The 24,952-nt window shown below is 65.3% G+C and carries 26 protein-coding genes; 14 read left to right on the top strand and 12 right to left on the bottom strand.

Annotated features, from left to right (window positions below; all coding sequences use genetic code 11):
• Window positions 1–59 precede the first annotated feature (59 nt).
• The 4 genes from P8R42_23830 to P8R42_23815 all read right to left on the bottom strand — a co-directional run bounded on the left by P8R42_23830 (window position 60) and on the right by P8R42_23815 (window position 3,427).
• On the bottom strand, window positions 60–1,466 hold the full coding sequence (locus P8R42_23830; GenBank protein MDG2307629.1) for an amidase: 1,407 nt from the start codon (window positions 1,464–1,466) through the stop codon (window positions 60–62).
• 9 nt (window positions 1,467–1,475) lie between these two features.
• Complete coding sequence (locus P8R42_23825) at window positions 1,476–2,333, bottom strand: DUF3445 domain-containing protein (GenBank protein MDG2307628.1); 858 nt, start codon at window positions 2,331–2,333, stop codon at window positions 1,476–1,478.
• A 6-nt stretch (window positions 2,334–2,339) separates the two neighbouring features.
• Window positions 2,340–3,119, bottom strand: a complete 780-nt coding sequence (gene otsB / locus P8R42_23820) for a trehalose-phosphatase (GenBank protein ID MDG2307627.1) — start codon at window positions 3,117–3,119, stop codon at window positions 2,340–2,342.
• 104 nt (window positions 3,120–3,223) lie between these two features.
• A complete protein-coding gene (locus P8R42_23815) occupies window positions 3,224–3,427 on the bottom strand; it encodes a hypothetical protein (protein ID MDG2307626.1) in 204 nt (67 codons plus the stop codon).
• Window positions 3,428–3,593: 166 nt separating this feature from the next.
• On the opposite strand from P8R42_23815, the gene P8R42_23810 reads away from it, so the two are divergent.
• Window positions 3,594–4,454: a TauD/TfdA family dioxygenase gene (locus P8R42_23810; protein MDG2307625.1), complete on the top strand. Its 861-nt coding sequence runs from the start codon at window positions 3,594–3,596 to the stop codon at window positions 4,452–4,454.
• Between the two features lie 120 nt (window positions 4,455–4,574).
• Here the strand turns inward: P8R42_23810 and P8R42_23805 are convergent, their stop codons facing one another.
• Window positions 4,575–5,171, bottom strand: coding sequence for a hypothetical protein (locus P8R42_23805; GenBank protein MDG2307624.1), 597 nt, complete (start codon window positions 5,169–5,171; stop codon window positions 4,575–4,577).
• Window positions 5,172–5,836: 665 nt separating this feature from the next.
• Between P8R42_23805 and P8R42_23800 the strand changes: the two genes are divergently transcribed.
• The 5 genes from P8R42_23800 (at window position 5,837) to P8R42_23780 (ending at window position 10,062) form a co-directional block, all read left to right on the top strand.
• Window positions 5,837–6,697, top strand: a complete 861-nt coding sequence (locus tag P8R42_23800; protein MDG2307623.1) for a 3'-5' exonuclease — start codon at window positions 5,837–5,839, stop codon at window positions 6,695–6,697.
• Between the two features lie 37 nt (window positions 6,698–6,734).
• Window positions 6,735–8,114 (top strand): glutamine synthetase family protein, encoded by a 1,380-nt coding sequence (locus tag P8R42_23795; protein ID MDG2307622.1) that lies wholly within the window; start codon window positions 6,735–6,737, stop codon window positions 8,112–8,114.
• A 27-nt stretch (window positions 8,115–8,141) separates the two neighbouring features.
• Entirely contained in the window at window positions 8,142–8,915 is a 774-nt protein-coding gene (locus P8R42_23790; protein ID MDG2307621.1) for a glucose 1-dehydrogenase, read from the top strand.
• 10 nt (window positions 8,916–8,925) lie between these two features.
• Window positions 8,926–9,651, top strand: a complete 726-nt coding sequence (locus tag P8R42_23785) for an aldehyde dehydrogenase family protein (protein MDG2307620.1) — start codon at window positions 8,926–8,928, stop codon at window positions 9,649–9,651.
• 180 nt (window positions 9,652–9,831) lie between these two features.
• A complete protein-coding gene (locus P8R42_23780; GenBank protein ID MDG2307619.1) occupies window positions 9,832–10,062 on the top strand; it encodes a hypothetical protein in 231 nt (76 codons plus the stop codon).
• On the opposite strand, the gene P8R42_23775 is transcribed toward P8R42_23780, so the two are convergent.
• Both P8R42_23775 and P8R42_23770 read right to left on the bottom strand, forming a co-directional pair.
• A complete protein-coding gene (locus P8R42_23775; GenBank protein ID MDG2307618.1) occupies window positions 10,059–10,358 on the bottom strand; it encodes an MTH1187 family thiamine-binding protein in 300 nt (99 codons plus the stop codon). The two genes, P8R42_23780 and P8R42_23775, sit on opposite strands and share 4 nt — an antisense overlap.
• A 4-nt stretch (window positions 10,359–10,362) precedes the next feature.
• Complete coding sequence (locus P8R42_23770; GenBank protein ID MDG2307617.1) at window positions 10,363–11,379, bottom strand: hypothetical protein; 1,017 nt, start codon at window positions 11,377–11,379, stop codon at window positions 10,363–10,365.
• Between the two features lie 102 nt (window positions 11,380–11,481).
• Between P8R42_23770 and hspQ the strand changes: the two genes are divergently transcribed.
• From hspQ to P8R42_23755, 3 genes are all read left to right on the top strand, one after another.
• Window positions 11,482–11,799, top strand: a complete 318-nt coding sequence (gene hspQ, locus P8R42_23765; protein MDG2307616.1) for a heat shock protein HspQ — start codon at window positions 11,482–11,484, stop codon at window positions 11,797–11,799.
• A gap of 33 nt (window positions 11,800–11,832) precedes the next feature.
• The gene (locus tag P8R42_23760) at window positions 11,833–12,291 is read left to right on the top strand and encodes a putative lipoprotein (protein MDG2307615.1); all 459 of its coding nucleotides are present in this window, start codon (window positions 11,833–11,835) and stop codon (window positions 12,289–12,291) included.
• A gap of 109 nt (window positions 12,292–12,400) precedes the next feature.
• A complete protein-coding gene (locus tag P8R42_23755) occupies window positions 12,401–14,170 on the top strand; it encodes a hypothetical protein (protein ID MDG2307614.1) in 1,770 nt (589 codons plus the stop codon).
• Between the two features lie 34 nt (window positions 14,171–14,204).
• Here the strand turns inward: P8R42_23755 and P8R42_23750 are convergent, their stop codons facing one another.
• The 3 genes from P8R42_23750 to P8R42_23740 all read right to left on the bottom strand — a co-directional run bounded on the left by P8R42_23750 (window position 14,205) and on the right by P8R42_23740 (window position 18,378).
• Entirely contained in the window at window positions 14,205–16,127 is a 1,923-nt protein-coding gene (locus P8R42_23750; protein MDG2307613.1) for a sulfatase, read from the bottom strand.
• Window positions 16,128–16,220: 93 nt separating this feature from the next.
• Complete coding sequence (locus P8R42_23745) at window positions 16,221–17,168, bottom strand: glycosyltransferase (protein ID MDG2307612.1); 948 nt, start codon at window positions 17,166–17,168, stop codon at window positions 16,221–16,223.
• 181 nt (window positions 17,169–17,349) lie between these two features.
• Complete coding sequence (locus P8R42_23740; GenBank protein ID MDG2307611.1) at window positions 17,350–18,378, bottom strand: phosphotransferase family protein; 1,029 nt, start codon at window positions 18,376–18,378, stop codon at window positions 17,350–17,352.
• A 46-nt stretch (window positions 18,379–18,424) separates the two neighbouring features.
• Here P8R42_23740 and P8R42_23735 point away from each other — a divergent pair, with 46 nt between their 5' ends.
• A complete protein-coding gene (locus P8R42_23735; protein MDG2307610.1) occupies window positions 18,425–19,207 on the top strand; it encodes an RNA pseudouridine synthase in 783 nt (260 codons plus the stop codon).
• A gap of 358 nt (window positions 19,208–19,565) precedes the next feature.
• A complete protein-coding gene (locus tag P8R42_23730) occupies window positions 19,566–20,078 on the top strand; it encodes a transglycosylase SLT domain-containing protein (protein MDG2307609.1) in 513 nt (170 codons plus the stop codon).
• Here the strand turns inward: P8R42_23730 and P8R42_23725 are convergent.
• Together P8R42_23725 and P8R42_23720 are read right to left on the bottom strand one after the other, a co-directional pair.
• On the bottom strand, window positions 20,071–20,931 hold the full coding sequence (locus P8R42_23725) for an LLM class F420-dependent oxidoreductase (GenBank protein ID MDG2307608.1): 861 nt from the start codon (window positions 20,929–20,931) through the stop codon (window positions 20,071–20,073). The two genes, P8R42_23730 and P8R42_23725, sit on opposite strands and share 8 nt — an antisense overlap.
• Window positions 20,928–22,526 (bottom strand): class I adenylate-forming enzyme family protein, encoded by a 1,599-nt coding sequence (locus P8R42_23720; protein ID MDG2307607.1) that lies wholly within the window; start codon window positions 22,524–22,526, stop codon window positions 20,928–20,930. The genes P8R42_23725 and P8R42_23720 overlap by 4 nt, the downstream gene beginning before the upstream one ends.
• An 86-nt stretch (window positions 22,527–22,612) precedes the next feature.
• On the opposite strand from P8R42_23720, the gene P8R42_23715 reads away from it, so the two are divergent.
• From P8R42_23715 to P8R42_23705, 3 genes are all read left to right on the top strand, one after another.
• The gene (locus tag P8R42_23715; protein ID MDG2307606.1) at window positions 22,613–23,581 is read left to right on the top strand and encodes a TIGR03619 family F420-dependent LLM class oxidoreductase; all 969 of its coding nucleotides are present in this window, start codon (window positions 22,613–22,615) and stop codon (window positions 23,579–23,581) included.
• Window positions 23,582–23,801: 220 nt separating this feature from the next.
• Complete coding sequence (locus P8R42_23710; protein ID MDG2307605.1) at window positions 23,802–24,188, top strand: molybdopterin-dependent oxidoreductase; 387 nt, start codon at window positions 23,802–23,804, stop codon at window positions 24,186–24,188.
• Window positions 24,172–24,633 (top strand): molybdopterin-dependent oxidoreductase, encoded by a 462-nt coding sequence (locus P8R42_23705; protein ID MDG2307604.1) that lies wholly within the window; start codon window positions 24,172–24,174, stop codon window positions 24,631–24,633. Before P8R42_23710 ends, P8R42_23705 begins: the two co-directional genes overlap by 17 nt.
• Window positions 24,634–24,952: the final 319 nt, after the last annotated feature.

Below are 24,952 nucleotides of genomic sequence, written 5' to 3'. Positions count from 1 at the left end.
GCGATTTTGTTTAGTCGCCGTTCCAGCCGCTCCGCAGTCTGCGCTCCCGGTCGCGGCGACTAAACAAAATCGCCGAGACTAACCAACGTCCCCAAGGCGTCGCCTAGGCCCAGGGCTAGGGTGTCTTCGCCGGGGGCGGTGGTGATTTGGATGGCGGTGGGGAGGCCGTTTGGGCCGAGGCCGCTGGGGACGGAGAGGGTTGGGAGCTGGGTGGTGTTGTGGACCATCGTGTACCCGGCCATGGCGAGGGTTACATCGATGGTCTCGCCTTCGAGGTTGATGGTTTCCTCTCCGATGCGAGGGGCTTCGAGGCCGATCGTCGGGAGCACCAGGGCGCTCACCTGAGAGGTCACCACGTTTTCGAACTCCCGTGTGAGTGCGGCCCGTCGGTGTTGGGCGTCGAGCACCATCTGGCCGCTCGCCCCCGCGCCGGATTCGAGGAGCCCCCGCACGTCCGCGCCATACTTGTCCTTGTTCTCCGGCAACAGGTTCCGGTGTGAGTAGGAGGTGCCGGCCGCGATGAGAGTGAAGCCGGCCTGCATCACCTCGTCCGCTTCGGGGAGTTTCACCTCGACGATCTCACACCCGAGCTCTTCGAAAGCGTGGAGCGTTTTCTCGAGGTTCGCCCACACGGCCGGCTGAACCGGAACGGGGCAGAAGCTCGGGTCGTACCCGATCTTGCGACCCTTCATCTTGCGGCCGAGGAGCCGGGTGAAGTCTTCTTCGGAACGCGCGGGCGGGGACCAGGGATCCTTCGAATCGAAGCCGGCCATCGTGTTCATGGCGATCGCACAGTCCCGTGCGGTGCGCGCGATCGGACCGACGTGGTCGAACGTCGGATCCATCGGGAAGGTCCCGCGCAGGCTGACCCGTCCCCAGGTCGGCTTGAGGCCGACGACGCCACAGGCCGCCGCGGGCATCCGGACGGATCCGCCCGTGTCCGATCCGGTCGCGAGCGGTGCCATTCCCGCAGCCACCGCCGCCGCAGACCCGCCGCTCGAGCCGGCCGGGATGTGGCCCTGCTTCCAGGGGTTGTGAGTCGGTCCGTAGTGCGGGTTGTTCGTGGTCGCACCGCACGCGAACTCGTGGGTGTTCGTCTTGCCGAGCATGATCGCGCCGGCCGTGCGGAGTCGTCGAACGGGTTCGGCGTCGGCGGTAGGCACGTGATCTGAGAAGATCGCCGACCCGTAGGTCGTTCGGACGCCTTCGGTGTCCATCAAGTCCTTCACCGCGAACGGGATGCCGTGCAGAGGACCGCGCGGGCCGGTTGTGGCGAGTTCCTCGGTGAGTGCCTTCGCCTCTTCGCGCGCCCGGTCCGCGGTGACCGTCACGTAGGCGTTCAGGCGCTCGTTGTGGGCCTCGATTTCGCCGAGATAGGCCTCCACCAGGTCCGAAGGCGTGATGTCCTTGGCGGCGATGGCGAGCTCGAGATCGAGCAGCCCCTTCTTGATGAGTTCGTTCGGCATCCCTTGCTGTTAATCCAACAGGAGGCTCCGTGCGATGTCCCGCGAATCTGAGTGGAGCCCTTTGTACCGGGCGATCTTGGGTGGCATGGCCCCGAGTGCTTCGTGCAAGGTCCGCCGCTGGGCTCTCGGAAGCTCCTCGAACGGGTAGAGGTAGACGCGGATCAGGAAGAGGGAGGCGTGCTCTGCGCGAAACGGCACCGTGACCTGCCGCTCGACGCGGAGCCACCCGCGACCGTCCGCACGCCAGTCGCCGCGGCGTCCTTCTTCCGGGTGGTGGTCGAGGCCGTCGTCCGCGGTCACGCTCCACACGAAGCGCACGTAGGGGCCCCGGTCGATCATGCTCGAAACCAATGATCTCGATTGCAGATCGTCGTCGGCGAACTCGGGAACCGGTGCGTGGATCTGAGCGAAGGACGCGCCGAGGATGCGCTCGGGGCGCCAGCCGGTGGGAAGCGCGACGAATACGGCGATCGCGGACTCGGTTCCCGTAGACGGATTGCGGTACAGAACCGTGAAGTCCTCCTGGATCGACGCGGCGATGTCCGCGTAGTCCCGAGCGAAGTCGTTCGCGGGGAGGCTGGCCACGACGCGACCGGGGTGCTCGGCCGCAAGCCGCTCTCTCATCCAGTGGAGAACGGTCCGGTGCGCGGACTGTTCGTCGTCGCCGCGATCGAGGACACCGGCTCGCGCCTTTGGAACGGCCGCCTTCGCCGCTTCGTATCGCGCCGCCTCGCGATCGATCTGGAAGAACTGCTGATCGACCTCTCCGTTTCCGAAGTCGATCCCGAAGCGCTGAAGGCCCGCTTCCATCTGGTAGGTGGCCTCGCGCACAGGGAAGTACCACGCCGGGGCTGCGTCGCCGGCCACGGCGCCTCAGGCGACCGTAAGCCGGTCGAGGAACTCTCCGACCTGCTTCGTATCGTCGAGCCGGAATGTCGCGGCCGTCGGCCGATCGTCGTTGCCGACGAAGATCCCCGTGCCCCGGTCCGCGACGGCGGCGAAGACCGTCTCGTCCGTGAGATCGTCGCCGATGTGGATCGCGTGTGCGTCGTCGAGGCCGAGCTCTTCGAGTAGCCACAGCACCGCACACCCCTTGTCCCAGTCGACGTCGGGCCGAAGCTCGATCACCTTCTTGCCCTCGGCGCGCCGCAGGCCGTCCCGAGTGGAGAGAACGTTTTGCACGGCTTGCTCAATCTGCCCGAAGGCCGCATCGGCGACGAGGCGGAAGTGCACCGCGATCCCGAAGCGCTTGCGTTCCACGAGCGCTCCCGGGATGCCCTCGAGCGCCTGACGAAGCTCCACCTCTGCGGTGTCGAGGAGGGGCAGCGCGTTGGCGGCGATCTCGCGAGCGACGCTCGACCCGCTCGGTCCGAGGATGTCGAACCCGTGGCTCCCGACGTATCCGAGCCCATCGATCCCGACGAGTGCCTCGACGTTTCGGCGCCCCCGGCCGCTCACGATCACGACCGGATACCGTGCGGCGACCGACAGCACGGTCTCGCGCATCCCGTCCGACAGCACCGCGTCTTCGGGACGCGAGACGATCGGCGTGAGGGTTCCGTCGTAGTCCAGAAAGACCGCGATCTGTTGTCGTTGCCCCAACAACGAATCGATCGCGTTCAGAGCAGAGGGAAGAGCGGAAGACGTCGTCACCGGCTCAACCTGACCATGCGGCGGAGCCGGATGCCAGCCTCAGGCAAAAGCGCTCGCCGTGTAGCCAACATCGGTCGTCCCGTTGGTGAGGGTCCCGGCGGATCTCACGGACTCCCCCGGTCCCGCCCGTCCGCTTCGGCGAGACCCGCCGTGTAGTACCCGACTCCGACTCCGAGATCGGCGCGCCGCGTCGGCCTCAGCCCGAGGGTGGCTCCGGGGATCTCCGCGCCGTCGATCGCCACCTGCTCCGTGCTGCAGAACACAGCCCGAACCCCGGCGAGCCAGGACTGCCGGAGGCCTGCTCGCATTCGCGCGAGGCCGCGCGGCGAGAGAGGCTAGCGCGGGACCGGAATCTCGGCATCGACGACGACGTCGGGATGCGTGATGAGAAAGATCCGAGCCATGGATTCGACGCAGTCCTGCCACGATTCCGTCCCGCGGCGGGGGACTTGCGGGTTTGATAGGGGTGGAGGCATGGGCAACGGAAACGAAGTCGAGATTCGCCCCCTGACGGCGGGGTTCGGTGCGGAGATCCATGGTGTCGACCTGGCGAGCGGCGTCGACGACGCGGCGTTCGCGGAGATCCGCGCGGCCTTCGGCACATACGGCGTGATCTTCTTTCGCGATCAACGAATGAGCCCGGAAGAACACCTGGCCTTCGCGGAGCGCTGGGGAGAGATCAACGTCAACCGCTTCTTCCAGGCCGTCGAGGGGTATCCCCGCATCGCCGAGGTTCGCAAGGAGCCCGATCAGAAGATCAATATCGGTGGCGGCTGGCATACCGACCACTCGTACGATGTCGCTCCAGCGATGGGGTCCATCTTGTTCGCGCGTGAGGTGCCGAGCGCGGGTGGAGATACGCTGTTTGCGAATATGGGCCTCGCGTACGAGGCGCTCTCCGATGGCCTCAAAGAGACGCTCGAGGGACTCCGCGCGGTCCACTCGAGCCGCCACGTCTTCGGCGAGGCCGCGCCGACGTCCTACGAAGGAGCCAAGGGCGATCTCGACGGTCGCATCGGAAACGCGGACGTCGCGACCCAGGACGTGTCGCACCCGGTGGTCATCCGCCACCCTGACACGGGCAGGAAGACGCTCTACGTGAACCCCGGTTTCACGTTGCGCTTCGAGGGCTGGACGACGGCCGAGTCGAGGCCTCTTCTGAAGTACCTCTACGCGCGGGCGACCATTCCGGAGCACACGATCCGGTTCCACTGGGGTGAAGGTTCAATCGCGTTCTGGGACAACCGAGCCACGTGGCACTACGCGCTGAACGATTACCACGGGGAGCGGCGCTTGATGCACCGGATCACATTGGAAGGTGTCCCGGTCTCCTGATCCGCAGCAACGTTCGTAGAAACGGCGGGTTGGGCCTTCGGTCCTGCTCGTGAGATGGCTGGCGGCGATGGCTCAAGATCCCATACGCGTACGCACCTGTTACGACAGGGTCGCCGCGAACTACGCCGCGCGTTTCACGCACGAGTTGGACCACAAACCCTTCGATCGCGAGCGGCTCGATCTCTCCTCGCAGCAGATCGAGCAGGCCGCCGCTTCCCGCGCGTGGGCCGTGTCGAGGCCGAGGAGGACTTTGATGAGGTCGCGGCGCACGTCGGCGTCTTCCTGGAGCGGTCGGATGTAGCCGTCCACGATGGCATCGTCGATCTCGTGCTTCGCCAGCCATCCGAGCGCGAAGGGCAGCCTCCGAAGCGCATGGATGCGCATTGTTTGGGCCAGCGTCGCGATTCCGCCCGGGACGCGCGCAGCGAGCGCGAGGGAGCGCAACATCGCAGGTGGTAAGATGTCGTAGGCATCCGACGACGTCAGCACCATGCGGCCGAGGCCGCTCGGTCTGAACAGCTTGTGGAGCTTGTCGTCCGATCCAGCGACGCGTACGCGCTGACGGCTCGCTGCGTTGAACTTCGCGTGGAGGTCGAGCAAGCAGCCCGGGAACATACTGTCGAGGTAGCCGCACTCCGACAGATCGACCGTCACGTCGCTCGTCGGCCCGGCGTTCAGAGCCTCTACGGCGACCAAGAGGCGGCGAGCGAATCTCATCGAGGCCATGAACTCCTCGACGTACGGAGCGTCCCGCCGTCGAGATCGCGCGAGGCGATCGCCACGAGGTCGGAATCGACGAGGCGCCTCGCATCCTGCGTGATGATCGGCAGAAGGATCTCAGGATCCGGAGTCTCGCGCAGTTCGCACCCGATGTGGATCAAGCGGCGACGCTAAATCGCGAGTGTCTGAACGCGCCAGCGATGCACGCAGGTCTGGAAGCGCAGGCTCTGGAGAATCTCGGCTGTGGCGACGCAGAGCGCAGCCGTCATCAGTAGGGCGAGCCCGACGTCGTACGCGGCCTCGGTCGATTCCGGGCGCGCGCTTGTAAAGAGAATGACGATGAAACCCGCGACGATCGATCCGAACCCCGCGAGGCGTTCGGGGAGACGCTCTGTCAGGAAGAGCGCGTTGCCCAGCGCTGAGAGCGGGGCGACGATCAGGCCCAGCCCGACGGCGGTTCGAAGGCGGGTACGGAGCTGCCGTCGGCGGGGCCGCTCGAACGTCTCCAGCGCTGCTGCGTCAAGATCTTGGCGCAGTGCCCTGTTGCCTGGGCCGTAAACATGGACGATTTCTGGGGCGGTGGTCGGCCTCCCTAGCTAGGCGCAAGGGGCGTGCCACGGAGGGCCCCTTTACGGCGGCGATCAGTGGCCTATGAAGGGGGCATGATCAAAAAGGTACCGGCGCGGGTTTGGGCGTTCGATTGCGAGTGGATTCCTGATCCGCTCGCCGGACAGATTCTCTACGACCTCCCCGACACGACCCCTCCGGCCGACGTGATGCGGCGGATGTGGGACGAGGGGGGCGCCAACGAAGACGACCCGACGCCCTATCTGAAGACGGCGGTCTGTCGCATCGTTTCGATCGCCGCGGTGGAGCGCCGCGAGCAGCGTGGCGAGGTCAGCCTCACTCTGCACTCGATCCCTCGTGATGTCGGCGAGGAGAAGGAGACGCGCGAGGCGGCCGTCATCAGCCGTTTTCTGCAGGGAATCGGCGACCGGAAACCGCAGATCGTCGGGTACAACTCGTTGAACGCGGACCTGAAGATCCTGATTCAGCGTGGGGTCATCCTGGGTGTTCGCGCGGCGGGCTTTTGCAACCGGCCCGACAAGCCTTGGGAGGGCATCGACTACTTCGTTCGAAACGGGGAAGGCCACGTTGACCTGAAGGACGTCTGGAGCGGATTCGGCAAAGGGACGCCATCGCTTCACGAGATGGCGGTACAGTCTGGAATTCCCGGCAAGCTCGATATCGACGGGAATGCGGTTGCGTCATTGTGGCTCGAGGGGGACCTACTAAAGATCGTTCAGTACAACGAATGCGACGCCCTCACGACGTACCTGATGTGGCTGCGCTTGGCGCACTTCGCCGGGCACTTCACGGGAGAGCAGTACGCGGACGAGCAGGCGAAGGTCCGGACACTGGTCGAGAGGGAAATGTCTCAGCCCGGCCGGAAGCACCTCGAGAACTATCTCGCTGCATGGGATCGGCTTCGCGCAATCGTCGAACCGCAGCGGGCCAGCTGATTCGTCGCGAACGCCGGCGAGACGGGAGCACCAGGAGATGCAGAAAAACAACGGCATGCTGGACGTCGAGAAGCTCGCGGCGTTGGTCGATGCCGACGAGGTCGACACGATCGTCGTCGGGTTCAGCGATCTCTACGGACGACTTCTAGGAAAGCGGCTCGATGCGAGATTCTTCCTGGACTCGGTCGCACGAGAAGGCACACACGGGTGTGACTATCTGCTGACGGTCGACATGGAGATGGAGCCGGTCGGCGGATACAAGTACGCGAACTGGGAGAAGGGGTACGGTGATTTTCATCTCGTTCCCGACCTTCCGACGCTTCGTCGTGTCGACTGGCTCGAGAAGACGGCGATGGTCCTCTGCGACGTCCTGGACGACGCGACCCACGGCCCCGTGCCGTTCGCGCCCCGCTCTCTTCTGCGTGCGCAGATCGGTGTGGCGGATGCTCTCGGCTTCGAAGTCGAGGCGGCCTCCGAGCTCGAGTATTACATCTTCGAAACGAGCTACCGTGAGGCGGCGGAGTCGGGCTTCTCCTCGTTGAAGCCGGCCGGCTGGTATCTCGAGGATTACCACACCCTCCAGGGCACGCGGGTCGAGAAGCTGAATGCGGTCGTCCGGCGACATCTCTCGCGCTCGGGGGTGCCTGTCGAGAGCTCGAAGGGGGAGTGGGGGCTGGGCCAGCACGAACTCAACGTCCGCCATTCGCGGGTGCTCGAGATGGCCGATCGTCACACCGTTTACAAACAGTGCCTGAAAGAAGTGGCCGACCAGCTCGGCATGAGCGTCACGTTCATGGCCAAGCCGTACGCGGACCGCGCGGGGTCGAGCAGTCACGTGCACGTCAGCCTCTGGAAGGACGGGGAGAGTGCCTTCCCCGGAGACATCGAGCTCGGCCCGGTGCGGGGGTCGGACGTATTCCGCTGGTTTCTCGGCGGATGGATGGCGCACGCTCCCGAGATGATGGTGCTCTACGCCCCGACCGTGAATTCCTATAAGCGCTACGAGTCTGGATCTTGGGCCCCCACGCGCCTCGCGTGGTGTCATGACAATCGTACGGCCGGCTTTCGCGTCGTGGGCCAGGGTTCGGGCCTACGGATCGAATGCCGCCTGCCCGGTGCCGACTGCAATCCCTACCTGGTCTACGCGGCAGCGCTCGCCTCGGGCCTCGACGGCATCGCGCAGAAGACCGAGCCGCCGCCCTTGTTCGAGGGAGACGTCTACGCCGCCGAGGAGCTCCCCGAAGTTCCCAAGACCCTCCGGGACGCGACCGACTTGTTCGAATCGAGCGAGTTCGCGAAGCGCGCCCTCGGCGAGGCGGTTGTCGAACACTACACTCACTTCTTCCGCACGGAGCAGGCGGCCTTTGATGGCGCCGTCACCGACTGGGAACGCCAGCGGTACTTCGAGCGGATCTGACACACCAAGAAACCCAAGGAAATCAGAATGCGATTGAAGGACAAGGTCGCCGTCATCACCGGTGGCGCGAGCGGGATCGGTCGCGAAACGGCTCTGCTGTTCGCACGGGAGGGCGCATCGGTCGTCGTGGCTGACGTTTCGGAGGACGCCGGTCGTGAGGTGGCAGCCGAGATAGGGAAGACGCCGGGCCACGGATGCTTCGTGCGTACCGACGTCTCGAAGGCTGCCGACTGCGAGCAGATGATTTCGATGGCGGAGGATGCGTTCGGGAAGCTCGACATCCTCTTCAACAACGCCGGGATCATGGACGGCGCCGACAACGACGCCGTGTCGACGGAAGAGGCGATCTGGGATCGTACGATGGCGATCAACCTGAAGGGCGTCTTCTTCGGCTGCAAGTTCGGTGTTCCGGCTCTCCGGCGCAACGGCGGTGGGGTGATCATCAATACGGCATCGTTCGTGGCCGTCGTGGGCGCGGCAACTCCGCAATTGGCGTACACTGCCAGCAAGGGCGGGGTCCTCGCGATGACCCGCGAACTCGCCGTGATCCACGCGCGCGAGAACATCCGGGTGAACGCGCTGTGCCCGGGCCCGCTCAAGACTGAGCTCCTCATGAACTATCTCGACACCGAAGAGAAGAAGCAGCGGCGCCTCGTTCACGTGCCCATGGGTCGCTTCGGTGAAGCGAAAGAGATGGCGCAGGCGGCGCTTTACCTCGCCTCGGACGAGTCGTCCTACATGACCGGTGCGAGTTTCCTCGTCGACGGCGGGCTCACGAGCGCGTATGTGACTCCGGAGTGAGGTCGATTTCATGCCCGCGCTGATGGAGGTCCGTAGCCCCTTTGACGGGGCGGTCGCGGGCACGGTCCCGATGGACAGTTCCGCGTCGGTCGATCGCAAGCTCTCGGCGTCGGTCGCGGCATTCGCGCGCTGGCGGGAAACGTCGCTCACCGACCGCCGTCGCATCGTGGAAGAGGGGTTGTCGCGATTCCTCGACGAGTCTACGCAGATCGCCCGCGAAATCACGCTGCAGATGGGCAAGCCGCTCGTGCAGGCGAACCAGGAAGTCGAGACCTTCCTCGATATAGCGCACTGGGCCCTGGAGGCGCTCGCTCCCGAGATCCTGCCGGAGGGCGAGGGGCTCCATCGGCGGATCGAGCACGTGCCGGTCGGAGTCGTTCTCGACATCGCGGCGTGGAACTACCCGCTCCTGGTCCCGGTGAACGAGGCGTCGTTGATGCAGGACGAGACCTTCGGACCGATCGTTCCGGTGGCGGTGGTCGACGACGACGATCAGGCGCTGGGCCTCATGCAGGACACCCGGTTCGGCCTCACCGCATCGGTGTGGACGACAGATCGCGGGCGCGCTGAACACTTCGCGGCGCGGCTCGATGCCGGCACGATCTTCCAGAACCGATGCGACTTCGCAGATCCCGGTCTCCCGTGGAGCGGTTCGGGCGAGAGTGGTGTCGGGTCGACGTTGTCGCGGCACGGGTTCCTTGCGCTAACGAGAAGGCGTTCGATCCACTTCGGGTGAGGTGCTCGCTTCGAGCATGCCCTCCACGATCATCGGCACGGAAAGTTCGGCGCCACCTCCGGAACTGCGCCGCCTTCGCGCGAGCATGGGCAGAACGACTTACGGGGAGGGGGGCTGCTGCGCTCGCCGAACTTCGCGCGGTTGTTCGGCGCGCGCCTCGTCTCGACGTTCGGCAGCGCGATGGCGCCAATCGCGATTGCCTTCGGTGTCCTGGAACTCACGGGGCCGGCTCTCATGGGAATCGTGCCTCAGGTCATCGAAGAGGACCGGCTGCAGTCGGCCAATGCACTCCTCGGGATGGCGCAGAGCACTGCCTGGGGTCTCGGTGGCGGCGCCGTGGTCGATCTGCCTTGGGTTCTACGCGTCCGGTGTTTGCGGACAGGTGTTCAACGCCTTGTGCACGAGGACTAGGAGAGCTTGTCTTCGACGCTCTTGACCTTGTCGCTCAGCGTTTGGGCGCGGTCCGTGCGGGTTCCGAGCTTGATTGTCGTGGTGATTCGGGGCGCCCCCATCTCGTGAACCCGCTCGTGGCACTCTTTGATCGCGGCGAAGACCGTTTCCCATTCGCCCTCGATGTTCGTTCCGTATGCGTGGGTGGAGGTCCGGAGACCGGCGCCGCGCAGGATCTTCACGCAGGCCGCGACGTGCTCCGAGACGGATACGCCCACGCCCATCGGGACGACGCAGAGATCGACGATGACGTCCATCGGATCAGGCACCGACCGGGGGGAACTTGATGTATTCGTCCACGAGCCTCTGGGCGAACTCCTTGTTCGCGGGGCGGGTGTCTCCCAAGCGCCCGCGCTCACGAAGGTCGTCCTCGAGGGTGCCGAGGACCTGGTCGAGGCCGATGTCGTCCGAGGCGGTGCGCCAGGCCTCGCGCTCGGCTTCGTCTTTGAAGCAGTACGCCTTCCAGGAGACTGAGAAGCGCATCTCGTCCCAGGTGTAGTCGCCGATGGCTTTGTCGCCGTCGCGGACCTCCCACTGGCCGGTCCCCTCACCCTTGGAGTGGACGCGCATGCCGGGTTTGAAGGGCGGAGCGGAGGCTCCCGGCGAGTCGACGCGGTCGACGCCGTGGAAGATGGAGTCGGTGTCGAGGATGATCGCGGTGTTGAAGCGTACGGGCTGCGTCGCGGCCGGTTCGGTCGCGCCATCGGGGTAGAAGGCGAACGCGCCGCCGTGCGCGTTCTGATACCACGATACGGCCGTCGCGATCGGCATCCGCCAGTGCTCGAAGAGGCCGGAATGATGCATGACGACGCAGAGCCACTGGGGGTGGTGCTTGCGGCTGATGCCACGGAACTCCGCAACGTCGGTGTGGATGGCGAGTTCCTGGCCGGGCAAGAGCAGGTTCGCGAAGACAATCGCCGGCTCGATGATCGGCCGGCCGAAGATCTCGCGGGCGGCTTCTACGAATCCTTCGAAGTGCAGGAACGGTTCGATGCCGGGGGCCTGGATGTCCTGGCCGTAAGCGTAGGTCTCCCGGAAGTAGTTCGTTCGGGCGATTAGATCGTTGATGTCCTGGTTCGTTCGGCCGAAGCGCCCGCCGGTGCGGATGAAGTTGAAGGCGGAGTCGAATCGCTGCGGCAGGCCTTCGCCGATGCCCTCGTTCAGGCCTTCCTCGGAGTACAGCCCGTAGCTCCCGAATCGCTCGCAGAGACGCAGGAGGTCTTCGGCATCGGCGCCGGGGAGGAGAGGATCGAAAGCCTGGTAGGTCGCAGTGGCCATGGTGAGAACATAGCGAGGCGTGACATCACTCGTCCACTCACGCACAGCCTTTGACCCCGGTCGCCGGATCTGTAAAGCCGAGGGCGGGGGGCAAATCCAGACATGAGTCTACAAGAAGCCCAATTCGGCGTTGGCGCCTGCGTGAGTCATCGAGAGTTCGGATATCGCGGCGTCGTAGTCGACGTCGACCCGATTTTCGACCTGACGGACGATTGGTACGCGGCCATGGCGAAGAGTCGGCCGCCCAAGGACCAGCCCTGGTACCACGTCCTCGTCCACGACTCCGACCACATGACCTACGTTGCGGAGCGGAATCTCGAAGCGGATGAGAGCCACGAACCGATTCGCCATCCGATGTTGGAGGAGTACCTGCACGACTTCGACGGCGAGCGATATCGCACGCGCTGCGCAATGAACTGACGCCCCTCGACCCGGCAAAGGAGAAGACAACTCATGTATTCGACTGGAAACCTAACCCTCGCGGCCGTCCTTGCTCTCTCACTGGCTTCGGCCGGCTGCTCGTTCTCCTACAGCTCGGAGAGCATTAGTGACTCGCTGGCGGGTAGTTCGAAGTCGGTCTCCGACAGTCTCAGCTCGAGCTCGCCCGACGGCGAGAGCAAGTCCGAGCAGGCTTACCGCGAAGACGTTCGCGACTTCACGGCGAGCGCGGCGCGGTCGGGTCGGACGGTGTCCGAAGTGCAGGGCGGTCTCGGGACCGTGGCCGAGCGGCATGGCGTGACGAACTGGGGAGCTGATGCGGCGACCTTCGTCGGGATCGGTGAAGGGCTTCGCCGTGCGGGCTTCGAGCCGGATCACGTGCAGGTCTGGTCGGCTGCGCTCGTGCAGGATGCGGCAGCGAAGATCCCCGCCGACCGACTGATTCAGCAGGGTTACGACGCCCGTCGCTCCTGAGCGCGGTCGCCGGCGTCGCCGACGGATCGTAGCGGGCCTCGTTCTACTGGCTCTCTGTTTCCCCCGTACATCTGCGGCCGCCGAGACGGATCGGCGCTTCGTCGACTTCTTGTACGCCGACGCAAACGAGGGCGGTGCGAGTGGTGGGCACGTCGCCCTACGGCTCGAGGACCGGACGTACCACTTCGGGTACCAAGATCCGGGCGTCTTGCGGCTCGATCGAGACGCCTCCGATCGTTTTGCGCACGTCTACGGCTCTCTCGAGAACCGCAACGTACAGGCCTTGCGCGTCGAGGTCTCCACCGACACCTTCGACCGACTGCGCGCATCGTTCAACGAGCGCTATCTGAGTGAAGCAGTGGAGTTCCAGGTGTTGGCCGACCTGCGCCGTGACCGGGAATTCCTCGAGGCATGGGAGCGGGGCCGGCCGGCGGTTCGCGTGCGGGCTGCGGGGTATTTCATCGATTCGGCCGGTGTAGTGTCCGGGGCCGACGATACGGCTCTCGCACGTCTCGACGCGCGTGTCCGGGAGAAGTACGGCGTCGATTTCGTTTCGGGGCGCTCGGCGGAAGCGGAAGCAGTTCTGCGCGATTTACCCGCCGCCGCCGCGGTGCCTACTTCGTCGCTGGCGGAACCTGGGAGGCACCCGGCGCGCGGGTACGGCCTGCGTGAGCGCGCGGGGGATGCGCAAGCGCTCGTGGAGGCGCTGCGGATTCTCGAAAACGGAGCCTCTCTGCGTCCCGAGAGCGTCGTGACGCTGTCTCCGGCGGACTTTCCTCTCAATCGCGACACCCGAAAGATGCTTCGCGGTGTCGCGGATCGCCTGGAGAGCGACCTGGTCGACGTCGCCGGTTCGACGCGTGAAGACGTCGGCTTCGTGTTGCTGGTCGGGATGGCGCGGCTCTTGGCGCTCGAGAGGACACGGGATGAGGGGCGGCTCGTGGTCCTGGATGTGTTTCCGGATGATCCCATGCGGCTCGCCGTCGCCGAGGTCGAGTCGCGCGGCGGCGACCTCAGCCCCTTGGTGGTCGAGCTTCGGTCCGAGCTATTGCGCGTCCGCGAGGCCTTGAACGCGAGGGCCTCCTTGCGCGAGTCCGACTACGGAGCCCTCGAGGCGGTCGCCAATCGGTATCGCGAGGTCGAGCGAAGCCGTGTAACCCGGCAGGATCTGCGCTTCGTGCGGGAGCGCCTGCTCCCGGTCCGGTCGGCGCAGGTCGGTCTGGCCGGCCGGGACGCCCCTCCCGCGGCGCAGCTGCGGCAGCGCATCGAAGAGCTTCGGTCTCTCGAGTTCGCACAGCTCGAGCGATTGGATGGGGATCATCACTACAACCTCGTGGCGCACAACTGCGTCTCGGAACTCTTCGTTCAGGTGGAGCGCGGCGTGGCAGAGGGGGCGCGGTCGGTGCCGGAAGCGTCCACGATGCAGCTCGGAGGGCACGTGCCGCCCGGCCGCGGGTTCGAGTTCATCCCGTTCCTCGCCGCGGACGCGGTGCAGGCCAGCTATCGCGTGAGCGAGGTGGTGACGACGCCTTCGTATCGTTCTCGGAAGGTCGCGGAAATGACGGATCGCGAGGGATTCTCGGCCGCGCTGCGCGAATCAAACGTCCTCACGTCCACGGTCTACGAGCGCAACTCCCTGGACTCCGCGTTTCTGTTCTTCACCGAGGACACGGTCGTTGCGCGGCCGCTCTTCGGCTTTGCGAACCTTCTTTACGGGGTAGGGGCGACGGTGGTCGGGCTCTCGGTCGCACCATTCGACGCCGGTCGTCTCTTGTCGGCGGGCTTGCGTGGCGTGATGTGGAGCGTGCCGGAGCTCGCATTCGTGAATGTTCGCAAGGGATCGTTCTTCCACGTTCCGCGCGACGAGCCCGCTCCCTAGCGGTGATCCTCTTCGGCGTCGGTCGACGTGCGGGCTACTCGGCGTATCCGAGGGCGCGCAGCTGCCGACGGGTTCGCTCATCGAGCTCGGCGGGAGTCTTCTCGTCGTCCTGCTTCCGGGGGGTCCCGATGGCCAGGCTTTGCCGAAGGAGCTCTACGCGCATCTGTTCGACGCGGTTCGTTTCCAGCGGACCGAGATCGGCGAACTCACCGGGGTCGGCTTCGAGGTCGTACAAGCTGTACTTCGTGGCGTCGTCGTCACGGATTTGGTTCGCGCGGCGGATGAGTTTCCAGCGGCCGTCGATCAGCGTGCGGATATCACCGCCGGGGATCTGCGTGATCTCCTCCGAGTAGAGGGGCTGGTCCGCCAGCGCCGCGGTCCTCATCACGGCGGCGCTCAGATCACGACCTTGCACCCCGGGAGGCGCATCTAGGCCGTAGAGGCCGAGGACGGTCTGGGGCACGTCGGCCAAGGACACGAGCTGTTTGATCCGGCGGCCTTCTCGGCCTTCTCGGTTCGGAAGACTCATCACGAATGGGATGCGAATCTGCTCCTCGAAGAGCCGGTTCCCATGCTCCCATCCGCCGTGCTCACGGAACTCGTCGCCGTGGTCCGCTACCACGACGATCAAGGTCTCGTCGAGAACGCCGACCTCGTCGAGAGCGTCGAGGAGGTCGCCGAACATGCTGTCCTGGTAAAGGATGTCTTCGTCGTACAGATCGCGCACGTGCGCGGTGTCGGCGTCGGTTTCGACGGTCTGAGCGAGAATGGCGGACTTGGTCCCCGCAGGCGTGACCGGCCCCGAGTACGAGGGGTCACGATAGCGTCCGGCAAACCCGGCCGGGGGATCGTAGGGCGAGTGTGGGTCGATCGCGTGCACGTAGAGGAAGAACGGCTCGTCCGCGTACTCGCGCAACATCGGGAGCATGCGCTCGTTGATCTCGCCGGTTCGCGCGTGATTGTCTAGTCGCACGCCGCGGATCGTGTGGAAGCGATCGAAGCCTTGCTCGAAGGCGTAGCGGGGCGCGAAGACGTTTCCGTTCGTGACGTACGCCCAGGTCGACCACCCGGCATCGCGCAGCGTTTCCGCGAGCGTTTCTTCGTCGAATTCGATCCCCATTCCGAGGCGGGCGTGGTGACGGCTCGGGTACAGCCCGGTCAGCGCACTGGCCGTCGCGGGCCGCGTTCGTGCCGCGGTGCTGTACGCGCGGTCGAACACGACTCCCTGCTGCGCGACCGCCGCCAGCCGGGGCATTGTGTTGCGTTCGTAGCCGTACATGGGCGTGTGGTCGGCGCGAAGAGTGTCGATCACGTACAGGAGGATGTTCCGCGCCCCGCCCTCGTCCTTCGCGGGGGCACGGATCAATCTCGGCGCGGCGAGTGCGAGCCGGGCGTCGCGGTCGCGGGGTCGAGGCGCAGACGTTTCGACCGTAAATCGAAGCTTCGGGCCGGCGTTCGGGGGAACGGCGATCTCGCCGTCGACCCATCGGTCGTGTGTTGCGAGTCGGCGCTCCCAGACGGCGGCATCCGCGCCCGTACCCAGAGAGATGCGCACCTCGAGCTCGTCACCGAGCCCTCGAGTGGCCACCCAGAAGCGGAGGATCTGGGCCCCCCCTGGTGCGATCTCGGCTTCGAGCCGGTCCCCGGCCCGTAGGACGAGGGATCGGCGCCGGTCGTCTCCGACGGGTACGACGCGGGCGCTGGAATCCGGACCCGTGTTGGGGCACGCGGGGGCCATTTTGCTCTCGCGCTTGGGAGGGGGTCCGCCCTGGAGAGCAGCGAGCTGGCAGAGGAGGTCCGTAGAGCGCCCCCCACGCTCGAGCAGCGAGACGGGACCGGGAACTGTTTTCTCCGTCGTGGTCGTGACGGCCGCGGCGACCGTCGCCAGCACAATTCCAAGGGCGGCAAATCGAAGCAGAGTCGCCGAGCCGCTCGTTTCTCTGTTGGGGATGCGCATTGGGCGTCGATCCCGCTCTGCGAGATCAGCTCTCGGAGTCTATCTCTCCCGAGAGCATGGATCGAGCCTGCGCCAGGAGCGGGCTCCGCTTTTTTACGAACACCGGCCCGTGAGCGCGCGGTCGAGCACGGATCGCATTTCCGTAAAGAAGCGGTCGGGACCGAATCGGATGGCCTCGCCGTGCATCTCCACGGGGTCGAACGTTCGTTCCTCCATCCGAGCCATGGCCCCGGCAAGGCTCTCGGCCGTCTGCGTTTCGAACCAGACGCCGCATACCGACGGCTTCACCGACTCCGTCGCCCCACCGACACCGTAGGCAATGACCGGGCAGCCGCGCGCGAATGCTTCGACGGGGACCATCCCGAAATCCTCTTCCCCGGGGAACAGGAGTCCGCGCGCTTTCTCGAAGTGCTCTCGGACGGCCGCGTCGGTCTGCCACCCCAGGATCTCGACGTGGGAGGGTGGGGCGGCCCGAAGGCGATCGACCTCGGGTCCGGTGCCGATGATCACGAGCTTGCGACCGAGCCGTCGGCAGGCCTCGACCGCGAGATCGAGGCGCTTGTAGGCCGTGTGGAAGCCGACGCTCACGTAGTAGTCCGCCCTCGGCGTGCGGGTGGGCTCCGGTGGGACGTCGATCGGTGGGTGGACGACTTCGGCGCTTCGGCCGTAAGCGCGCCGGATCCTCTCGGCGACGTGGGCAGAGTTAGCGACGAAGACATCGACCCGTTCGGCCGCTTCCTGGTCGGCCGCGCGGGCGCGGACCACGGCCGGCCGGAACAGCGGGCGCAGGAGCGTCGGCAGGCTCTCTCGGTACGCGGTGTAGAGGTCGTCCTCATACGCGTACCGCATCGGCGAATGGCAGTAGCAGACGACGGTGCTTCGTTTGGCGGGGCGCATGGCCTTGGCCACCGCGGCATCGGAGCAGAGGACGAGATCAACGTCGGGGAGCTGTATGCGGCGGGCCGCCACGGGCAGGAGCGGGAGGAGGCTTGGGTAGTGCCGCGTGGCGCCGGGGATGCTCTGCAGGAAAGAAGTGTGCACCTCCCGTCTGATGAGCGGAGAGCCGCCCATGCCCGCCAGGTCGTAAACGAGTGTGTAAATCGGGGCCTCGGGAACGAGCTCGGCCAGTGCTTCGAGAACCTTCTCTCCGCCACGTGGTCGAACCAGCCAGTGGTGTGTGAGAACGGCGGAACAGGAGAGCGGAACGATCAGAGCACCGCCTTCAGATCTCGCGCATTTGGCGCGCTGCGATTTCGAGCATCGTGTCGACTCGCTGCGCGACGAGTTCGGGTCCTTCGGTTGCCATGCCGCCGCCTGAACCCGCCTGCAGGCGCGCGTACACGCCCTCGACGATGCAGGCCATCTTCCACCACCCGAACGTCGTGAAGAAAGAGAGCTCGCTCAAATCGCGTCCTGACTTTCGTGCGTATGATTCCGCGACGTCCGCGCGTCGCGGGAACGCGGGGTGCAGAGTCGGCGGCGAATTCAGGAACGCGTACTCGTCGCCCGGGTCTGCCCAGTAGAGCAGGGACCAGCAGAAGTCTGCGACTGGATCGCCGAGTGTGCACAGCTCCCAATCGAGCACGCCGATGACGGTCTGGTCGTCGTTGCCGAGAACGCAATTGTCGAAGCGGTAGTCGCCGTGGACGAGCGATATCGCGCCCGAGGCCGGGGGAACGTTCGCCGCAAGGCGATCGTGGATTTCGCTCAGAAGAGGGAGATCGCGGGTCTTCGATCGCTCTGCCTGTTTTCGCCAACGAGCAAGTTGGCGCTCCACGTAACCCTCGCGTTTGGCCAGCGAGCCGAGGCCGATCGCGTCGATGTCGGTCGCGTGGAGGGCAACGTGTACGTCGATCAACGAGTCCGTGGCTCGGCGGCAGGCGTCGGCGTCGAGGGCCTCGGCGGCGGCCTGGTCCCGGAGGATCAGGCCATCGAGAAAGCTCATTACGAAGAATGGGGCTCCGGTCACGGATTCGTCCTCGCACGAGGCGACGATGTCCGGGACGGGTACCGTGGTCTCGGAGAGGGCGCCCATGACGCGAACCTCCCGGCCCACGTCGTGGGCCGTGGCGAGGCGCTTGCCCTCGGGCGGGCGTCGGAGCGCGTAGCGGCGTCCGCTGGCATCCTTCACCTGGTAGGTGAGGTTCGACCCCCCGGCCGCGACCAATTCGAAGTCGAGCGGCAACTCGAGTCCGGGCACGTGCTCACGGAGCCATTGAGTCACCGGTTCGACCTGGAGTCCGCGAGGCACGGTTGTCTTCTAGACCAATGCGTGAGCCGCGGCTAGAAGGACAGGGATGCCGTTGCCCGCCGCGAACCCCCGCGTGCGCTACGAGACCGTGTTCGTTGACGGAAATGTTCTCATCGTCGCGAAGCCTCGGGGGCGTGTCACGATGCCCGGCAAGGGGCACGCTCGGGACACGCTCGTGAACGGCGTCTTTGCGGATCATGGCCCGACGCTCTCGCGGCTGGGTGCGCGCCGTGACTACGGGCTTCTACATCGACTCGACCGCGCGACGAGCGGGCTGGTCGCGTTCGCGTTGACGGAGGAAGCGTATGACGCACTTCGCGAAGCGTTCGCGACGCGCCGAGTGGAAAAAACATACTTGACGATCGTGCAGCGCCGGCCGCCAGGTGCGCACGGTGTCGCGCGCATGCGCCTTTCGCAGGTTCGCCGCGGCGAATTGCGCGTGAGCGTTCCCGATCCGCGCGGTGTGGAAGCGATCACGCATTGGCAGGTGTTGGCGAGCGCCGGGGGGCGAGCATTGTTGTCGTGCCGAATCGAAACCGGGCGCCTCCATCAGATTCGCGCGCATCTCGCGACGTTGGGTTGTCCGGTCGAAGGCGACACGGTGTACGGATCGAAGAACGGTCCCGACACGCGCGCGTCGGTTTCGCGCGCCGCGGACAAGTCCCTTCTCCTCCACGCGTGGAGGCTCTCTTTGCCGCAGCCCGGACGCCGCAAATCGCTAGCGGTCGAGGCCGAAGCGCCGGACCATTTCCGCTCCTTTGCGGCGGATCTCGGCATGGACCTGGATGCAGCGATTAAGGGTCTCGCGGGTCCCAGCCGAAAAGCCTAGCGTTGCTCCAGATGATCAGCAGCGCTTTCCTTACGTATTAGATCTTTTGGGCTATCCCCATTACGGGCCATAACTTAGCCTCCATCAATCGCGTTGGTTCCCGACGCGCACCTACGTCCCTTCATTTTTCACTGTGTCTGTATCGAGCGGCCTCGATGCTCGACCCGTCGACACCGGGTCAGAGCCGGCCGTGGCGAATTGCCCACGGCCTCGGCGCGTCCTCAGCAGGGAGTTTCTTGCAGAGGGCGGGTCTGCGCGGGGCCTCGTCCGCAGGGCGGGGGTGGCGGCCCTGGCCGGACTGCTCCTTTTCGCCCCGCCTCGTGTTCTCGGGGTGGCACATGCCGTTCCCGAGGTCCTGGTGACGAAGCCGGTTCACGCGATTGGTATGCTCTACAACGCGCTCTCCGAATGTCGCCGCTCTCTCCCCGAGGGCAAGCGCTGGGAGATCGCAGAGACCATCGAACGCGAAGCGAGGCGACACGGCTACGATCCTCTCTTCGTGCAAGCGATGGTCGAGATCGAGAGTACGTGCAAGCCGACCGCGAAGAGTCACATGGGTGCGCTGGGACTGATCCAGGTGAAGCCGGCAACGGCGCGCGAGGTTGCGAAGGATGCGGGTCTTCCGTGGGAGGGATCGCATTCGTTGTTCGATCCCGACTTCAACATTCGCGTTGGTCTTCACTATTTGAACCAACTCGAAGAACGCTTCGGTGATCCGAAGGTCGCAATCGGTGCGTACAATCTCGGACCGACGCGTGCCGCGCGGCTCGGCAAAGATCGCGCGAAGAACACGCGCTACGTGAAGAACATCCTCAATCGTTACGAGGATCTTCTGGCGCGTCAGCCGACTTCGGTTGGCGACCCTACCTGATTCGTTCTTCGGCGAAGCGTTTCACGCCGTCGATCTTTGCAGTCAGGTCGTCTTCTTCTCCGCCGTAGAATACCCACGGTTTCGTCACGAGATGTGTGACGCCCATGTCCTCGAGTCGGTGGTACGCATCGTCGTCGAAGGCATCGATGCACGACACGAGAACCTCCAACGGTTCGTTCGCGCGCGGCGAGTCTTTCCGCAATGCGCGTAGTTTGTCGAGATAGGGACCGAGTTCCTCGGTCGTGTGTCGATCGGAGATCCAGCCGTCGCCGACTTCGGCTGCGCGCCGAAGAGCGCGGTCGGACAATCCCCCGACGATGATTGGGACGGGCTCGGACGGCGCGGGACTCATCTCGAGTCGGTCGAAGTCGTAGAACTCGCCGTGATGCTCGACCATTCCGCCTGCCCACAGCTTCCGCAGAACCTCGATCATCTCGTCGGTCCGCTTTCCGCGACGGCGGAATGGCTGCTCCAGAAGCTCGAACTCGTCTTCCATCCATCCGGTGCCGATGCCGAGCGTCAGCCGGTTCTTGGAGATCACGGCCGCCGTGCCGACGGCCTTCGCAACCACGAATGGGTTGCGCATGGGCAGAACGTAGACCCCGGTGACGAAGCGCACGCGCTCGGTCACGGCAGCCATTGCGCCGACGGACACCCAGGGGTCGGGCCAGTCCGTGAAGGGCTCCCAGCGGGGCTTCCCGTCTTCGGTGTACGGGTACGGTGTCTTGATCTTCTCGGGGTGGACGACGTGGTCGGAGAGCGCCACGCAGTCGAAGCCGTGCTCCTCGATGGCCTTCGCCATCGGGGCCATGTGGTCGACGGGCCCGAAGGCGAGGTGGCAGACGAACTTCATGAGGCGGGCGCCTCCATCTCTTCCGCCATCTCTCGCAGCTTGTTCTTCGCGACCTTGTCGAGGGTCGCCGTCGGGAACTCGTCGACGAAGTAGACGGCCCTGGGAACCTTGAAGTCGGCGAGGTTGGCTTTGCAGTTGTCGATGATCTGTTTCGCGAGCTCGCCGTCGTCCGGTGCGCCCGGTCCCTTGACGATGAAAGCGACGGGAACCATGTCGAGCATCTCGTGCGAGCGCGCGACCACGGCGACGTCCGCGATTCCGGCGACCTTTCGGCACGCGTCCTCGACCTCTCGTGCGGATACGTTCTCGCCGCCGACCTTGAGGGCGTCCTTGTCGCGGTCGCGATAGAAGAAATTGCCGCCTTCGCCGAGGCAGACCATGTCGCCGGTCTTGAACCAGCCGTCGTCCGTGAAGCTCTTCTCGTTCGCTTCCGGGTTATTGTAGTACTCGAGGAAGAGTTGGATGCCGCGCGTGCCGCGCACCCACAGCTCGCCGACTGATCCGTCGTCGCAGATGGCGCCTGTGTCCGGATTGACGATGAGGTACTCGTAACCCGGCGTGGGTTTGCCCATCGAGCCGTTGGGGTAGGTTTGCTGGAAGTCCGCTCGGGTCGCATGAATGACCGTTTCGGTCATGCCCCAAAACGCGCCCACGCGAAGCTTCAGCCATCCCTCGAGTTCCGGCATGATCAGGCCGAACGCGCCGACTTTGAGCTTGTGATCCGGGATCTCCTGCGCGGCGACGGCCTTGAACACGAAGGGGATCAGCGAGATGTGAGTCACGTCGTGTTTCTGGATGACTTGCCAGAAGCGTGACGTGGAAAACTTTGGCTGAAGGACAACGGTGCCGCCCACGCCCAGCGTCGTCCACATCGACCAGCTCTGCGCGTTCACGTGGAAGAACGGCAGGTAGATCAGGTACGTGTCGTCCGTCGTCATGTCGATGTTGATCGGGCCCATGCGCGATGCCCAGAGGGCGTTCGCATGGGTGTGCACGACCGCCTTCGGGCGCGACGTTGTCCCCGAAGTGAACATGATGCCGACCGGCAGCATCGGCTCGGGCGGGCGAGCCGGGAAGGTGGACGGGTCGGCACGAAGGGAGGAGAAACTCGGCTGACCGTGATCGGTCTGGTCGGACGACGCCGGCTCGCCGCTGTTGTCGTCGGTCACGACGATCCAATTCAGGTTCCTGGCATTCGCGGCGACGATTTTCGCGAATTGCGGCTGGGTGATCGCGGCCACGCAGCCGGTGTGATCGGCGAAGTACTCGATCTCGCTTCCTACGCTGCGGGTATTCGTCGTCACCCCGACGGCGCCGACCTTGGCGCATGCGTACCAGGCCAGGACCATCTCGGGGCAGTTTTCGGCGTGGATCAAGACCTTGTCGCCCTTGCTCACGCCGCGCGCGTGGAGCCCGGCGGCAATCGCGGTGATCTCCTCGTTGAACTCCTTGTAGGTCCACCGGCGCTCCTCGCCGTTCTTGGGTTCCCAGATGAGGACCGGGTGATCGGGCTTGGTGCGGGCCCACAGGTCCAGGAGCCATGGGACGTCCTGCCCCGCGAACTGAAATTTCTCGACTCGATCTCGATCCGTCATGGGCTGAGAGCTTAAGGGACCGAGCGTGGACGGCGCCACTTGGCGCGCGTTGCTCCGGTGGAATGGCCCCAGCTAAGGTTGGCGCCATGTCTGCCGCGCGTCACGACGTCGTTTCCATCGTTCCGAAGGGCCAAATTGGTTTTGGTCTGCACCTGCCCATCGCGGCGCAGAGCTTGAGCTTCTCCCAAGGATGGGAGGGGGAGTGCGGGCCCGCCGAGATGCGGCGGATCGCCGAGAACGCCGATCGTCTCGGCTACTTCTATCTCGCGGTGTCCGACCACGTTGCCGTCCCCCGCGAGCTCACCGAGCGGATGTCCACGATCTGGTACGACACGGTCGCGACCCTCGCCTGGTGTGCGGCGGCGACGAAGCAGATTCGTCTGATGTCGTACGTTGCGATCCTGCCCTATCGTCACCCACTGGACTCGGCGAAGGCGTATTCGACCGTCGATGCGCTCTCGGGCGGGCGATTGATCCTCGGAGTGGGAACCGGCCACGCGAAGGCGGAATTCGATGCACTCGGTGTCGACTTCAAGCGTCGCGGCAAGCTGCTCGACGAGTCGATCGACGCGATCGCTGAGGCGTTCCGGGAAGAATACCCGAGCCACGAGGGGCCGGCGTTCAAGTTCTCCGATGTCGGTATGAAGCCTCGACCGGTGCAGAGGCCTCGCCCCCCGATCTGGGTCGGTGGTTCGAGCAAGGCGGCGATCCGGCGTGCCGCCGAGCGAGGCGACGGCTGGCTTCCGCAGGGCCCACCTGAGATGGGCATGGCCGGCGCGATCGAGATGCTTCGCGGGCACCGGGCGGAGACGCGCGGCGATGCCCCGATCGAGATCGGCCAGAACTCGCCCTGGATGTACGTTGGCAAGCCGACGTGGGATCTGCCGGAAGGCTCGATCAGTGGGAGCGGAGAAGAACTCGCCGAGCCGCTCCGCGCAGCGAAGGCCCTCGGCGTGAATCACATGGGCGTCCGCCTTCGCGCCCGTTCGGTCCACGAGCAGGTGGATCAGCTCGAATTGTTCATGCGGGAAGTCGCTCCTCTCGTAAACGCCTGAACGTTCGGACCGACTCGGGCCGGGAGGAACCGAGATGAGCAAGTTCGATTTCCCGGCCGAGGAACAGCCCCGTGGATCACACCGTTCGAGGTGTTCGTAGGGCGGCGGGATGTGCTTCGGGCGGGCGGGCGCCGCGCCGCCGCTGCTTGGCTTGGGCGCGCGGTGGGCAAACGCGGAAACGTCCGCGCCAGATTTCCTGCGGCCGCCCTTCAAGTACCCCGTGGGCACGAAGATCGAGAAGAGCGCGGCCTTCCCCCTCCCGAGGGATCAGCTCCAGAAGACGATCGCCGAGAAGGAAGCGGGGTCCCACAACAACTTCTACGAGTTCCTGCTTGGGGAGGGGGGCTTCGTTTGCCCGCTCACGAATGACTTTGAAGTCGAGCCCTGGGCGGTCGAGGTGAGTGGTGAGTGCAACAAGCCCACGACGTTCGATCTCGACGCGATCAACGCGATCGGTCTGGAGGAACGGCTGTACGCGTTTCGGTGCGTGGAACGTTGGGTGATGAACGTGCCGTGGGTTGGGGTGCCGCTCGCGAAGCTCCTCGAGCGCGTCGAGCCGACGTCCGACGCCAAGTTCGTTCGGTTCGTCAGTGCTGCGCATCGATGAGGAGACGAACCCACTCGCCTTCGTCGCGACCGGGATGTACGGCCACCCACTTCTCAAACAAAACGGCGCGCCGGCCCGAATGGTCCTGCCCTGTAAGTACGGTTACAAGGGCGCGAAATCGGTCGTGTCGATTCAGCTCATGAAGCGCCAGCCACCGACCTTCTGGTCCGTTCCTCCCTACGGTTACGCGTACGGCTTCTCGCCGAACGTGGACCCGAAGATTCCGCATCCACGTTGGGATCAGGGCCACGCCTGCTGGCTCGGCACGAAGCCCAGGGAGATCTTCCCGACGCCGATCTTCAACGGCTACGGCGAATGGGTCTCGTCGATGTACCCAGACGAACCGCGGACGATGCAACAGCCCTTGAAAGAGGGTCAGGTTGCGCGCTGGCACTCGTGTGCGTCGAGAGGATTCGTTTCGTCGCCCCCCCGCCACTGTAAGTAGGATGCCGACAATCCAGGAGACCTGGCTTCGCGATTGACTTCAACTCGAGGTCCCTTCGGGATGTGAGGGCGCGAGACTATGTCTCCTAGGTAAGAGCGATATTGAATCTGTGAGTGCCGGCGGCATCCGTGCGCTCATCGACTGGCTGGGGGCTACGCTCTCTCCATCGGCACCCAGTCCGCTCTCGATGCAAGCGACGACAACCACGAAACCTCCCGCGGGTCCGACCCATACCCCCGCCGTCACGGACTCCGTCGCCCACGGTGACGCCCCTCCCGGGGCCCACCAATTCTCCGAGGGCTACCGGACAGCCGGCGCA

The sequence above is a fragment of the Candidatus Binatia bacterium genome (assembly GCA_029243485.1).
GTDB lineage: Bacteria > Desulfobacterota > Binatia > UBA12015 > UBA12015 > VGTG01.
This window is presented reverse-complemented; position numbering and strand designations above follow the sequence as displayed.

What these genes read in the sequence shown, in the direction of transcription:
- P8R42_23830 (MDG2307629.1), bottom strand. Translation starts at nt 1,466, where the DNA reads ATGCCGAACGAACTCATCAAGAAGGGGCTGCTCGATCTCGAGCTCGCC.
- P8R42_23815 (MDG2307626.1), bottom strand. Translation starts at nt 3,427, where the DNA reads ATGCGAGCAGGCCTCCGGCAGTCCTGGCTCGCCGGGGTTCGGGCTGTG.
- P8R42_23810 (MDG2307625.1), top strand. Translation starts at nt 3,594, where the DNA reads ATGGGCAACGGAAACGAAGTCGAGATTCGCCCCCTGACGGCGGGGTTC.
- P8R42_23805 (MDG2307624.1), bottom strand. Translation starts at nt 5,171, where the DNA reads ATGAGATTCGCTCGCCGCCTCTTGGTCGCCGTAGAGGCTCTGAACGCC.
- P8R42_23800 (MDG2307623.1), top strand. Translation starts at nt 5,837, where the DNA reads ATGATCAAAAAGGTACCGGCGCGGGTTTGGGCGTTCGATTGCGAGTGG.
- P8R42_23795 (MDG2307622.1), top strand. Translation starts at nt 6,735, where the DNA reads ATGCAGAAAAACAACGGCATGCTGGACGTCGAGAAGCTCGCGGCGTTG.
- P8R42_23790 (MDG2307621.1), top strand. Translation starts at nt 8,142, where the DNA reads ATGCGATTGAAGGACAAGGTCGCCGTCATCACCGGTGGCGCGAGCGGG.
- P8R42_23785 (MDG2307620.1), top strand. Translation starts at nt 8,926, where the DNA reads ATGCCCGCGCTGATGGAGGTCCGTAGCCCCTTTGACGGGGCGGTCGCG.
- P8R42_23780 (MDG2307619.1), top strand. Translation starts at nt 9,832, where the DNA reads ATGGCGCCAATCGCGATTGCCTTCGGTGTCCTGGAACTCACGGGGCCG.
- P8R42_23775 (MDG2307618.1), bottom strand. Translation starts at nt 10,358, where the DNA reads ATGGACGTCATCGTCGATCTCTGCGTCGTCCCGATGGGCGTGGGCGTA.
- P8R42_23770 (MDG2307617.1), bottom strand. Translation starts at nt 11,379, where the DNA reads ATGGCCACTGCGACCTACCAGGCTTTCGATCCTCTCCTCCCCGGCGCC.
- hspQ (MDG2307616.1), top strand. Translation starts at nt 11,482, where the DNA reads ATGAGTCTACAAGAAGCCCAATTCGGCGTTGGCGCCTGCGTGAGTCAT.
- P8R42_23760 (MDG2307615.1), top strand. Translation starts at nt 11,833, where the DNA reads ATGTATTCGACTGGAAACCTAACCCTCGCGGCCGTCCTTGCTCTCTCA.
- P8R42_23750 (MDG2307613.1), bottom strand. Translation starts at nt 16,127, where the DNA reads ATGCGCATCCCCAACAGAGAAACGAGCGGCTCGGCGACTCTGCTTCGA.
- P8R42_23735 (MDG2307610.1), top strand. Translation starts at nt 18,425, where the DNA reads ATGCCGTTGCCCGCCGCGAACCCCCGCGTGCGCTACGAGACCGTGTTC.
- P8R42_23725 (MDG2307608.1), bottom strand. Translation starts at nt 20,931, where the DNA reads ATGAAGTTCGTCTGCCACCTCGCCTTCGGGCCCGTCGACCACATGGCC.
- P8R42_23720 (MDG2307607.1), bottom strand. Translation starts at nt 22,526, where the DNA reads ATGACGGATCGAGATCGAGTCGAGAAATTTCAGTTCGCGGGGCAGGAC.
- P8R42_23715 (MDG2307606.1), top strand. Translation starts at nt 22,613, where the DNA reads ATGTCTGCCGCGCGTCACGACGTCGTTTCCATCGTTCCGAAGGGCCAA.